Source organism: Oleiphilus sp. HI0123 (assembly GCF_001635315.1).
The window spans coordinates 1-12,903 of record NZ_LWGE01001001.1 but is presented as its reverse complement, the minus strand read 5'-3'; the positions used below and the strand labels follow the sequence as shown (position 1 = coordinate 12,903).

Below are 12,903 nucleotides of genomic sequence, written 5' to 3'. Positions count from 1 at the left end.
CCCTGAGTAGTTTGGGATCTGTATTTCAATAGTAGACAGTATAAAAATGAAAGAGTAGACTCATATTTCTGGTTAAAAAAAGATCAGTGTTGTTCTTATTCCGTTGTAAAAATTTAAAAATAAAAAGCAGGGATTAATGAATGAAAAAATATACTCGAAATACCATTTTATACTCAGCGCTCACCGTTTCGTTTGTTGCAAGCTATTGGATTGTTCGGCAAGACGCCCAGCAACTCGACCCTTTAGTTTCAGATGTGCCCTTGATCGAAATTAATGAGCAAGCCTCGGAAGGCTTTAACACCCCTCGTCAGCCGAGTACCGTACTCGTTAGCCGCTACGACCCTTAGGAGGAATAAGCCTCGTACTTAGCTTGTACGAGGCTTATTGTCAGCTTGCCCTTAAGTAAATAGCGCTTTTATCTCAGGTACGCAAGAGCCACAATTGGTGCCAGCTTTACAGACTTTTCCAACTTCCTGTGGGCTTGTTAGTTGGTGTTCCTTTATTGCCGTTTGAATGGTTTTTTTCCCGACATTAAAGCAGGCGCATATGATTTTACCGACATCCGGCGTACCTATGGGTGGTTTGCCTGTTAATAAAGCCATGCGGCTTTCTGTATCTAAGGTTTCAGGGTGCTTATCGGTATGACTAAATAATGAGGCGATCCAGCTTCGCTCGGGTAGTTGGTAGTTCGAACCTACGATGAGCACAGCTTGAAGTATGCCTTCATTAAAGCAGGCGGTTCGAAATAATCCTTGATGCTCATCTTGATAGGTTTGCCACTCTAGCTCTCCTGAGTGGATTCTGATTTGACTGGACAGATGGGTTTGCCAGTGCTTGATTTGCCGCCTTCCTGCAAGTTCGTAATGGAAGTAGCCATCGCCTTTGATGAGTACGGTGTAGTCAATGCCATCAAGAATTAAAGGGTGACGTGAAATAACAAAACCGTGCCAGTTGGTTTGGTAAGCTTTGATGCTAACCGGCGTGTGCTTGCTTTCGGGTTGGAAGGATATTGGATCAATCTCTGGGTTAACGACTACTCCAACGCGCCCCTGGCTGCTGAATTGAGAGGTCCAGTGCATGGGGACAAATAGCTCTCCCTGCGGAAGGCGTTTAGTGACCTCCACTCGTGCAAGCATGCTTCCCCAATGACTTTCTATTTCAGCTATATCGCCCTGACTTAAACCGAACTTATGAGCGTCTTCAGGAGTGATCTCGACATAGGGCTCCGGCTTATGCTGGTTTAGCCTCGCTGATAAGGCAGTGCGGGTCATGCTATGCCATTGGTCTCGAACCCGTCCGGTATTCAAAGCAAGGGGCCAGGCCTCTGACAATGAGTTAACAGGTGGGCGATGTCTGAGTGCTATGAGTTTGGCTTTGCCGGAGGCGGTAAAGAAACCTCCTTCAGAAAAAAATCGTTTTACACCATTCGGGTGAGTGTTGTTTACGGGCCATTGCACAGGTTCTAGCGAGTCGTATTGTTCGTCACTAAGCTCTGCCAAGCCAGAGATATCGAAATCTCTAGGCCGTTGTTCAGCCGTATTTTTAAAGCCTGTTAGTGCTGCATGTTCCCGAAAAATATCGGCAGCAGATTTAAAATTAAATGCTTCGTGGTAGCCCATGGCTTTGGCTACTTGGCAGATAATCCACCAGTCGGGCTTGGCTTCACCTGCTGGTGGTAGCAGCGCTCGTTGGCGCGAAATTCGTCGTTCGGAATTGGTGACAGTACCGTCTTTTTCGCTCCAGCCCAAAGCGGGCAGTTTGACTTCGGCTCGATCTAAGGTATCCGCATGAGCGACACAGTCAGACACAACGACGAAGTCACATTGTTCAATGGCTTTCCTTACTTTTTCTGCATTGGGAAGGCTGGCGACCGGGTTGGTTGCCATGACCCATAGGGCTTTGATCTTTCCTGATGCGACGGCGTCGAAGAGCTCAATCGCTGGCATGCCTGGTGTATTGGCAAGGTTTGGGGTATTCCAGAACTCACTAAGTAGGCTTGTGTCCTGTTCATTAAACTCTAGGTGAGCCGCGAGTTGGTTTGCTAGACCGCCAACTTCACGCCCCCCCATTGCATTGGGTTGCCCCGTTAATGAGAAGGGGCCGCTGCCAGGTTTTCCAATGCGCCCTGTTGCTAGGTGACAGTTGAGAATGGCGTTAACTTTGTCAGTGCCGGACGAAGACTGATTGACCCCTTGGCTATATAGGCTCAATGTTTCTTGTGTATCACGAAACCATTCGAAAAAAGTCTTGATGATGTGGGGGGCAACATTACACTTCTCGGCGACAGTTGAAATATTGAAGGCATCTTGCTGCGCAGCCAAAATACATTGATCAAAGCCTTCAGTATATCGTTCGAGGTAGTCATTATCGATTACTCCCTCTTGATATAAGAAGGCGAGTAAGCCGTTAAACAAGGCGACATCACTACCCATTTTCACTGGAATATGCAGGTCGGCAATATCGCAGCTATCGGTCTTTCGAGGGTCAATAACGACGAGCTTCATGTCCGGGTTTGTTTCTTTGGCTTTTTTGATGCGTTGGAACAGTACCGGGTGGCACCATGCTGCGTTAGAGCCTATCAGAACAACTAGCTTAGAGAGTTCAAAATCTTCATAGCAGTTGGGAACCGTGTCGCTGCCGAAGGCGCGCTTATGGCCAACGACGGAGGAAGACATGCATAGACGGCTGTTAGTGTCGATATTGGCGCTGCCAATAAACCCTTTCATCAGCTTATTAGCGACGTAATAATCTTCGGTTAAGAGCTGGCCAGAAGCATAAAACGCAACGGACTCGGGGCCATATTGATCGATAGTTTCTTTAAATCGGGTAGCGACATGATTGATAGTCTGATCCCAGCTGGCCGTTTTCCCTTTGATAATGGGCTTCAATAGCCTGCTAGATAGATCTAGGGTTTCACCTAGTGCCGAGCCTTTTGAGCAGAGACGGCCAAAGTTAGCTGGGTGGTGCGGGTCGCCTTGTATTGTCACGTCCCTGTTATCAGCGTGTGTTGTTGCAATAATGCCGCAGCCTACACCACAGTAGGCGCAGGTGGTCTTTATTTCCTGCGGTTTTGTGCTTGTCTCTGTTGAGTTGATCATTTGAGTCATCTTGATGTTCCTAACCCGCTAAATCTAAGGTGGTAGTTTGCTTGGCGGTTTGAAAGTAGCCTTGGCCGAATATCAAAAACTCTCTCATGTCTTCGATATTGCAGCGCTGTTCAAGTAAGCTTTGATACCATGAGCCGTCTTTGGTATCGCCATATAGAACAACGCCTATGATGTGCCTATCTTTGATAACAAGCTTTTTATATACCTTGGCAGAAGGATCAGAAAAACGGATTTCCTCGCTTTCTTCATCACCTAAGAAATTACCGAGTGAGAATAAGTTAATACCGGTTACTTTTAATTTGGTCGCACTGGGGAGAGTCTTGTATTCCGCAACACCGTGGCCACTGAGGTGATTAGCACATACTCTGGCTTGCTCGAACAAAGGTGCTACCAGGCCAAAAGTGTCGCCTCTATGCTGAATGCACTCCCCCACAGCATAGATGCTAGGGTCGTACGTTTGTAATGTATCGCTGACAACAATGCCTTTTTCACAATGTAAGCCCGCTTTCTCAGCCAGTTCAAAATTTGGCCTGACGCCAATCGCCATAACAAATAAGTCGCAGTCGAGCTCACTTCCATCGGCAAAGCGAACGGCTCTAACATGCCCTGAATCATCTGCAAGAAGCTCTTCTGTCTCGGCCGGCATTTTAAACTTAACGTTTCGGCTTGTGAGTTCCTGCTGGAGTAAGTGACCGGCTGTCGCATCGAGCTGTCTGTTAAGGAGCACTTCCTTGCTATGAATAACGGTAACGTGCATGCCTCGCTGCGCAAGGCCGTTGGCTGCTTCAAGACCTAGTAGCCCGCCGCCTAAGACCACTGCATTCTTTTTTGTCTCGCTATAGGCAAGCATCTTATTGACATCATATATATCGCGAAAGGCGATCACACCTTCGAGTTTGCTTCCTGGAATAGGAAGAATAAAGGGTTTAGAGCCTGTTGCTATCAGTAGTCTGTCATAACGTGCTTGAGTGCCATCACGTGCTGTGACGCAACGTTTGCTTCTATCGATATCAATAACCAGCTTATCTGCTCCGGAATACAGGGTTATATTATGGTCGTGATACCATTGCCGGTCATGAATAATGATATCTTCAATGGACTTTTCTCCACAGAGTACGGGGGATAGCATGATTCGGTTGTAGTTGCCGTAGGGCTCAGCACCAAAGACCGTAATATCAAACTTTTCAGGAGAGGCGCTGACTAACTCTTCTACAGCTTTCATTCCAGCCATGCCGTTTCCGATTACCACAAGCTGCTGCTTCATCTCTAATCTCCGTACTGCCGTGTTATGAATGCTATAATCAATACATTGCTAATTTTTGCAAGTTATCGCAGCAATTTATATACCATTGGAGGTATGATTCTAACTCAACATGGTTAAGTACGCTGCAAGTCTCTTTAATAAGGCACTTAAGATTGACTTAGCTTAAGTTCATATACGGTTCACGGATGGATTAGTTTTGCACTATTTTGGTTCAACGTGTGGGTTGTTTGATGCGCCAAGGTCGATATAAAAATAATTATAGAATGTTTCATCGTTTGCTTGTTTTTATCTGTGTGTTGTTATCGTGGCGCATTTCTTATGTCGATGCTAATGAACTCAAAAAGACCGACATCGCCTTGCCAGCTTCCTATGAGGGTGACTCAAGCGCTCAAGATGAGATAGCAGAGGGCTCCCCTTACTTCGATAATTCGACTATCTCCTGGATTGAAACAAAACGCAGAGCATTGGCCGGAGATATCGTTGCTTTAGGCGCATATATTGATGGTTTGATGGGTGATCTAGAAGCCATTTCAGATCACAATCAAAGTTATGTAAAACTTTATTTGGGCTTAGGTGAGTCGAAATACTATGGGACAGAAGCGCTTCATAGATTGCGTTTTAGTTTAGATTTACCCATAACAAAAAGACGTTTTCGTTTTATTTTGGAAAGTGAAGATGAAGAAGCAGAAAACTCCGTGGATCAGGAGAGTACTAGGTCCTCCTTGAGTGAAGAGTCCGGTGAGGATGGCATTAATGCAAGTTTTAGGCTTTTATTTGATGCACGCCATTGGGATCGCCTTTCCTTTGACTGGGGGCTTAAAGCAAATTTGGACCCCGATATATTTTCAAGGGCTCGAGGAATTCGTAGCTGGAGTTTGTCAGAAAAGTGGTCATTAACTTTCTCTCCAGAGTTGTTTTGGTATGAAAGCCGGGGGGCAGGAGCCCGATCATCTTTCGATTTTGATCGCTTGGTTGGTGACTTTTATCTGCTTCGTCTACAGTCTTCCGTTGTTTGGTATGAAAGGTACGGACACAGGCGATACGTTCAAAACCTTGCTTTTTTCCATGACATCAATCAGCGGCGAGCGCTGGAATACTCGTTTGGATTTTCTGCCGATGAACGACAGCATCATACCGTTGTATCAGAGTATTTTGCGCAAATTCGCTATCGACGTAATTTGTATAAAGGCTGGTTTTTCTATCAGTTGAATATTGGCACAACATTTCCTAGGGAATATGAATATAAAACTAACCCTTTTATCGGTATCAGGTTTGAAATTTTGTTATCTGATGACCTGGAGAAAGTGCTAAGAACACGCCTTTACTAAAGCGGACAGACACAAAAAAAGGCTAAGTTCATAAAAACTTAGCCCTAAATTGCTTGAAGATAAGCAAAACGAAAATGATGAAGAACTTGTAAATAGCTTTGGATAATAGCAGCCCGAAAAAACAGCGGAGGTACAACAAAACCCTCCGCTAACGGGGGATACTACTCAAATCCACGAAAATAATTCTAGGTTATAAGAGGCCGTAACAATATAGTTTTTGAGTAAGGTCTTGTAAGGGATTGTGTTGCTATTGTGAGGTGCTGTGATGTGATGTACTAGCCTGCTAGCGAGCCTATAGACGGCTCGGTCTACAGGCTTTGGCAGTCTACTTATATTGAATAAATAACGAAAACGGCAGGCGGAGGGTTTCACCCCTAGCATGATCAACCCCTTGCCGTGCTATCCCATTTTGGAGTATTAATCGGGCTATTTACAGTATGCTAGTGTTCGGCTCATTCTTCCAGCGAGAGATTACAATCGTGTCTGTTTCAATTGCCTGGCGCATTTGCTGTTGGCAGCCTTCTTCTATGTCACTTACGCGCGGCACTGAGGCACTATCATCAACTGTACAAATACATGATGCGATTTTGACTGACACATAACCGGAAGCTGTGCGGAAAGATTTTAGATTTATACCATCATGAATGCGGCGATAAGAACTGATAGAGCAATGATCTATGTTGCCAAAGTTAGCGATGATCGCGTATTGATGTTCTGCAACGCGGCAAAGAACATCTAAGGGGCGAATTAGGCTTCTTAAGCGGCGCGTTATACCTAGTGCGACTTCTTCACAGGTCATGTGGTTGTGCTGCTTTTTGATGACAGGCCAGTTTTTGATATCAATTAGCATGTAACTAATTGCGCCACCACGAGACTCGGTGTGCCTGAGAAAGTTTGCTAAAGTCTCTTGCGCGAGACGTTTATTACCAATACCTGTTTCAATATCGACAATATTCTTTTCTTCGAGGTGTTTATTGTTTTCAATGAGCAAATGATTTGCAGACAGTAAAGTATTCTGTCGCTCTGACATTCTGTCTGCGGCATACACGCGAGGAAGAAGTTGCTTAGACATTTCTGACTTGAAGATGAAGTCGTCGATACCTTTGTCGAAGGCTTCATTTAGAGCGCTGCTACCTTCTTTCGCTGTCAAGAGTATTACATAAGTAAAGTGGTTGTTTTGCTCATCTAACTGCCGGACTTGAGCTGTTAACTCTAAGCCATCAATTTCTGGCATTAACCAATCTGCAATGAGTACACTAGCTTGGCGCTTGTCTAGCATCGCTAGGGCTGTGTTGGCATCGTTGGCGATGCGGACGTCTCTATAGCCTGCTTTGCCAAGCGTTTTGGCTATGATTGTGCTGCTGAATTTTGTGTCATCCACTACTAGAATGGAAAGATCGAGATTGGGCATGAGTCCAGGTCCTTATCCGAGTCTCTGATTCTTCAATACGATATACAAATCCGTTTACTATTTCGGCTATCGCGTGTAGCGCTAAGCGCTTATGGTCAGCGTGCTTAGTTGCTACAAAATTCTACTGCGAGAAAAAGTTACTCAGCTTTATTATTGTTTCCCCAGTTTAGACGTGTTTTTAGCTTTGTGCGAAAGTCATTTACAAGAGATTCTCTTGAAACTGATTTTTCAAGTAACTACTCAAGTCACTACCCGCTATAATGGGGAAAATTTATTGTTAATGATACGCGGGAGTATACCATGCCATCTTTTGATACGGTCTCAGAACTTGACATGCATGAGGTCACAAATGCAATTGATCAAGCAAAACGTGAACTAGGTAACCGTTGGGACTTTAAAAATGTTCAGGCCGATATTGTTGTCGAAGGGACACGAGTCACTTTTTCAGCCGAGCAGGACTTTCAGCTTGAACAGCTTATCGAAATGCTGCAGATGGCATTTGCTAAACGAAAGCTTGATGTTCGTTCTCTGACTGAGGCGGGTGACAGTAAAGCGGGCAAGTTAGTTAAAAGAAGTTTTGATATCAAACAGGGAATTGATAAAGATGTTGCACGAAAAATGGTTAAGATGGTGAAAGAAGCCAAGCTTAAAGTTCAGGTGGCAATTCAAGGTGATAAAGTTCGTGTTACGGGTAAAAAACGAGATGACTTGCAAGAAGTGATGCGCTTCTTCAAAGAATCGGATCTTGATATTCCGCTGCAATTCAATAATTTTAGAGATTAAGCTTAGAACGCTGAATCGGCTGTTGCTTCCTTTAGGGTGCTTTTATCTTCAATTCGCGATGAAAATATAAAAATATGTCTCAAGCACACTTAGGCTGGCGCCAGTCTTTAAGCTCTCTAAAGCACCCTCGGGTTCTGTCGATGCTGTTCTTCGGGTTTTCGGCAGGAATTCCCTTACTGTTAATATTTTCTTCGCTGTCTTTATGGTTGCGTGAAGCAGGGGTCGAACGCTCGACGGTTACTTATTTTAGCTGGGCGGCTTTAGCCTATTCTTTCAAATTCTTATGGGCGCCACTTGTTGATCGCCTTCCTGTGCCTTTGCTAACAGCCAGAATGGGGCGTCGAAGAGCATGGTTATTGATTTCCCAGCTAGCTGTTATGTCTTCTATCGCAATGATAGCTGCCGTTAACCCGGCTCAAGAAAGTGCTTTGAGCGTTATGGCTTTTGCGGTTGTGATGCTGGGGTTCTCATCGGCGACGCAAGATATTGTAATCGACGCCTATCGAATCGAGTCTGTTGGCACCGACCTGCAGGCATTGATGTCTTCCACCTATATTGCGGGCTATCGTATTGGCATGCTGGTCTCGGGAGCAGGGGCTTTGTTACTGGCCAGCTCTTTTGGCTCATCTGGTGAGGAATATGTCTATGATGCTTGGAGATCTACCTACTTGCTGATGTCTTTGACCATGTTAGTCGGGCTTGCTACGACCTGCATGGTGAGAGAGCCGAGCACAAGTAATGATACAAATAGTGCTTTTACTTCTGCTCAATATCTGAGGTTTTTGCTGTTATTTGTCGCCAGTATTGCACTGTTTGTATCGGTGTATATTCTAGGCTCTGAACTGGCTGCAGAATTGAAAATCTTCTTGGCTGAGTTGTTTAAGAACTCTGCTTTAGGGAACTTGCTAGTTGAATGTTTACGCCTGCTTACAGGGCTTTTAACTGTCGCACTGTTTATTCGTTCGATGGCCAATACCCCCTTTTACGAAAAGACACTCATACATCAATCTTATATTGCTCCCGTTGAAGAGTTTTTTAGCCGCTACGGTCTAAAGCTAGCGGTCTTATTGTTGATATTTGTCGGCTTCTATCGTATTTCAGATATTGTCTTAGGGGTAATCGCGAATGTTTTCTTTCAGGATATGGGCTTTAGCAAAACAGAGATCGCGACGGTTGTAAAAACCTTTGGCCTATTTATGACGATCGCAGGGGGATTTTTAGGAGGCGTGTTATCTGCTCGTTATGGTGTGATCAAAATGCTTTATACCGGTGCTTTTTTAACCGTCGCAACTAATCTCTTGTTTATGCTGCTGGCAGAGTCGGGTCATAATATTGAGTTGCTGTATTTTGTGATCTCGGCCGATAACCTAACGGCAGGATTGGCCAGTGCGGCATTTATAGCCTTCCTTTCAAGCCTGACCAATGTGTCTTTTACCGCTGTTCAATATGCAATATTTAGTTCGCTGATGACGCTTTTGCCAAAAGTAATCGGAGGGTATTCGGGGAGTATGGTTGATAATTTGGGCTACTCAAACTTCTTTTTACTTGCGAGTTTGATGGGTGTCCCCGTTATTGCCTTAATATATTGGATTCAACGTTATTCTGCGTTTAAGGATGCTTAGCGGCTCTCGTTCATAGACAGTAGGCTAACGTTAAATATAGCATTGTCTGTTTTTGATAAGTTCAATGAAGTCTGTTTCCGATATTGGCGGGCAATAATGATAACCTTGAACAAGGTCGCAATGCATATCTTGAAGGAGCGAAGCCATGTGATGGTTCTCGACGCCTTCTGCGACGACTTGTATTCCCAGTGCATGAACCATCTCAATGATGCCTCGAACTAAGGTTCGATCTTCCTGTGATACGAGAATTTCATCAATAAAACTCTTATCAATTTTGAGGATTTCAATTGGTAACTTTCTCAGATAACTCAAAGATGAGTGGCCTGTACCAAAGTCATCTATTGCGGTTCTGATACCCATGCTTTTTATTTCGTGGAGCGTCTGAACTGCCAGGTCCAAATCGTCCATAATTGCGGTCTCAGTCACTTCAAGCTCAAGTGTTGAAGGGTCAATTCCAAATGTGCCCAGTGAGCGTGCTAGGTCTTCTTGAAGCAAGCCTCTATGGAAGTGACGTGCAGAAATGTTGAGTGCCAATATGAAGTCGGAGTCAAGATAGGTCTGCCACTCTTTTAGGTGTTTGCAGCATTGATGAATTACCCATTGGCTGATAGGAATAATTTGGCCATTTTCTTCAGCAATTGGGATGAACTCAAAGGGGTTGCGATATTTTCCATCTTCTTGCTTCCAACGGATCAGTGCTTCAGCGCCTTTGATGGAGCCAGTGTCGAGATCAATTTTGGGTTGGAAGAATAACTCAAACTGCTCTTGCTCTAGCGCAACATTTAACTGACTGCGTATTTTTAAGCGATGCGCTGGCTGGTCGTTCTCACTTGCTTGATATATCACATATGTATTTTTGCCACGTTTTTTGGCTTGATACATGGCAATGTCAGCATTACTAATTAATTTGTCGGAGTCATTGCCGTGATCGGGGGCGGCGGCAATGCCGATACTCGCGCTCATGTAAATATCTTCATTGCCTAAATGAAATGGTGTGCCAAAAGAGTCAACAATTGCTTGTGCAAATTGTTTGGCATTATCTGTGCCATCTTGTTTTTCCATCACTGCAATGAATTCGTCACCACCATGTCTAGATAGTAGTGTGTGAGGGGGCAGCTCGGCTTCAAGGCGCAGAGTTATGGCCTTGAGTAGTGCATCGCCAACACCGTGTCCCAGAGAGTCATTTACATCTTTAAATCCATCAAGGTCGATAAACAGGACAATCGTCTGGTCTTTGTTTTGACTTGCCGAAGTCAGGGCGGTATCGAGCCTGTTTGATAGAAGCCTGCGGTTAGGTAGGCCAGTAAGCAAGTCATGATAAGCTCGGTGACGGGCTTCCTCTTCTTTGAGTTTTAGTTCGCTGATATCCCTAAAGCTCCAAGCCAGGCCAATAATCTCGCCAGAGTTGTTTTTCGTCTGGGGGTTGGAATATGCCTCAATAGTTCGACCCTTTAGTGTTTTTATTTCACACAGACGCTGCTCTTTGGGAGTCTCGAGGCTGAATTTAAACTCGGCTGTCAGTGAGTTTGGCTCGCTGATGAGGGTTTCTGTTTCTTTTAGAAAGTCTGCTATATGGTTGATGTTCTTTTCTTCAGGGTCGATACGGAACATCTCACAGAAATTTGGGTTGTAGAGTCTGACTCTACCTTCCAGATCGAGCACTAATAGAGCTTCATGGCTCGACTCTAAACTTGCATGCAATAGTGAATGAGATTCTTTAAGCGCACTCTGGGTTATCTTAAGTTCTGTAACTTGGCGCTCTAGTTCTTTATTGCGTGTAATGAGTTCCTTTGCTGACAGTTGAACGGAGCGCTCGAGGGTTGTTCTTTGTTCATCAGCTTCGACATAACTATTATGTACGGCATTCAAAAATGCAGTAATGCGAGGGTCATCCGGCACTTCTGATAGGTGCTTTTCGATCTGCTCTAGAATGAGTTTATGGTACTTCATAGCTTTCGTTTGTACTGCATGTTACTTAATGAACGTAGAGTCATTAATTTTCTATGTTACAAGGTTATCTCTACTTCACTTTAGAGTGCGTGCTGAAAATGCTTTTTAACCTAGGAAAGCAGGAGTCGAGTTCTCATTAAGTACCCGGCACATGACTATTTCAAGTGAATCTACTTAAATTTAGACTATATTTCTGTGTTTCGCTGTGAAATTTTAATGTTACTTGAATTGTCTTTTAGCCAAGCCAGAGATATTGGCACATAGAAGTAGAGCTCAGTGGCATAGGCACGCCTTCTGTTTCCAACAGTGAAGTTTGTTCCAGAAACTTATCGGAGCCTATCGGGAAGGAGCACTTTCCTTGAGCATTAATTATTCGGTGCCAAGGAATGCGGCTGTCTTTAGGTAGTTGTTTTAATATGTAGGCGACGTAACGTGCTTTGCCTGGGTGCCCTGCCAGGGATGCTATTTTCCCGTAAGAACAGACTTGCCCGCTGGGGATGCTCGCCAAGCAGGCCAGTATAGCCTGCTTGCATTCACTTTCGTTTGTTGCCATTGGGAGTTAGATTCTTAGTCCACCATCGACATCGATGACCCGGCCTGTAAGGTAATTATTTTCAAAAATGTGCACCACACTTTGTTGAATATGGCTAGGTTGGCCGGGGCGACCTAAAGGGATAACTTTCTTCATATGGTCTTGAGCCTCAGGTTTCATACTGGCTGTCATTTCCGTTTCCATAAAACCGGGAGCGATCGCCATAGAGCGAATATTATAGCGCGCGAGTTCCTTGGCCCAAGTGACGCTTAATGCAACCACGCCAGCTTTAGCCGCGCTGTAATTACTTTGTCCAATATTGCCTTCTCTGGCGATACTGGAAATATTAATAATACAACCCTCTGAATTGGTGTTAACCATCAGGCGGGCAGCTTCACGGCCACACAGGAATACACCACTAAGGTTAACGTCGATCACGCTTTGCCATTGCTGCAGGCTCATGGTTTGGCTAACTTTGCCATCTTTAGCTTTTAGCAATAAACCGTCTCGTAGAATGCCGGCATTATTAACGAGGCCATTCAGCTTTCCAAAATCGCGCTCAATCGTATTAAAGGTGTTCTCTACGTCAGCCTCTTGGGCAACGTTGCAAACATAGGTTTTAGCTGTGACGCCCAGTGCTTCGCACTCATTAGCGGTTTCATCAAGACGTTCTGCATTCATGTCGATCAGAGCGAGATTAGCTCCTTTTTCAGCAAGGCCTAAAGCCATTTCTCTTCCTAAGCCTTGAGCGCCGCCTGTAATTGCAATAACTGCATCTTGTAATTTCATGTTCTGCCTATATTAATACCAGATTGGGACGTGTTGGGTATCGAGGGATCACCCCTAACCCTTAAATGAGAATCTATCTTAATGGCTTGTTAGGATAAGAAAAAGGATTAATGCAGT

The 12,903-nt window shown here is 44.6% G+C and carries 10 protein-coding genes; 4 read left to right on the top strand and 6 right to left on the bottom strand.

Annotated features, from left to right (window positions below):
* Nucleotides 1-140 precede the first annotated feature (140 nt).
* Nucleotides 141-347, top strand: coding sequence for a hypothetical protein (locus tag A3761_RS08635; RefSeq protein WP_068516480.1), 207 nt, complete (start codon nucleotides 141-143; stop codon nucleotides 345-347).
* 51 nt (nucleotides 348-398) lie between these two features.
* Here the strand turns inward: A3761_RS08635 and A3761_RS08630 are convergent, their stop codons facing one another.
* Together A3761_RS08630 and A3761_RS08625 are read right to left on the bottom strand one after the other, a co-directional pair.
* Nucleotides 399-3,107, bottom strand: coding sequence for a nitrate reductase (locus A3761_RS08630; RefSeq protein WP_068516476.1), 2,709 nt, complete (start codon nucleotides 3,105-3,107; stop codon nucleotides 399-401).
* 10 nt (nucleotides 3,108-3,117) lie between these two features.
* Complete coding sequence (locus A3761_RS08625; protein ID WP_068516472.1) at nucleotides 3,118-4,371, bottom strand: NAD(P)/FAD-dependent oxidoreductase; 1,254 nt, start codon at nucleotides 4,369-4,371, stop codon at nucleotides 3,118-3,120.
* A 230-nt stretch (nucleotides 4,372-4,601) separates the two neighbouring features.
* Between A3761_RS08625 and A3761_RS08620 the strand changes: the two genes are divergently transcribed.
* A complete protein-coding gene (locus A3761_RS08620) occupies nucleotides 4,602-5,699 on the top strand; it encodes a hypothetical protein (RefSeq protein WP_068516468.1) in 1,098 nt (365 codons plus the stop codon).
* A gap of 430 nt (nucleotides 5,700-6,129) precedes the next feature.
* Here the strand turns inward: A3761_RS08620 and A3761_RS08615 are convergent, their stop codons facing one another.
* Nucleotides 6,130-7,110, bottom strand: a complete 981-nt coding sequence (locus tag A3761_RS08615) for a response regulator (protein ID WP_068516467.1) — start codon at nucleotides 7,108-7,110, stop codon at nucleotides 6,130-6,132.
* A 300-nt stretch (nucleotides 7,111-7,410) separates the two neighbouring features.
* Here A3761_RS08615 and A3761_RS08610 point away from each other — a divergent pair, with 300 nt between their 5' ends.
* Complete coding sequence (locus tag A3761_RS08610) at nucleotides 7,411-7,893, top strand: YajQ family cyclic di-GMP-binding protein (RefSeq protein ID WP_068516464.1); 483 nt, start codon at nucleotides 7,411-7,413, stop codon at nucleotides 7,891-7,893.
* A 74-nt stretch (nucleotides 7,894-7,967) separates the two neighbouring features.
* A complete protein-coding gene (locus A3761_RS08605; RefSeq protein ID WP_068516461.1) occupies nucleotides 7,968-9,515 on the top strand; it encodes an MFS transporter in 1,548 nt (515 codons plus the stop codon).
* 30 nt (nucleotides 9,516-9,545) lie between these two features.
* On the opposite strand, the gene A3761_RS08600 is transcribed toward A3761_RS08605, so the two are convergent.
* The 3 genes from A3761_RS08600 to A3761_RS08590 all read right to left on the bottom strand — a co-directional run bounded on the left by A3761_RS08600 (nucleotide 9,546) and on the right by A3761_RS08590 (nucleotide 12,786).
* Nucleotides 9,546-11,465: an EAL domain-containing protein gene (locus tag A3761_RS08600; protein ID WP_068553714.1), complete on the bottom strand. Its 1,920-nt coding sequence runs from the start codon at nucleotides 11,463-11,465 to the stop codon at nucleotides 9,546-9,548.
* Nucleotides 11,466-11,700: 235 nt separating this feature from the next.
* Nucleotides 11,701-12,018 (bottom strand): MGMT family protein, encoded by a 318-nt coding sequence (locus A3761_RS08595; RefSeq protein ID WP_068509027.1) that lies wholly within the window; start codon nucleotides 12,016-12,018, stop codon nucleotides 11,701-11,703.
* Between the two features lie 6 nt (nucleotides 12,019-12,024).
* The gene (locus A3761_RS08590; protein WP_068509029.1) at nucleotides 12,025-12,786 is read right to left on the bottom strand and encodes an SDR family oxidoreductase; all 762 of its coding nucleotides are present in this window, start codon (nucleotides 12,784-12,786) and stop codon (nucleotides 12,025-12,027) included.
* Between the last annotated feature and the right edge of the window lie 117 nt (nucleotides 12,787-12,903).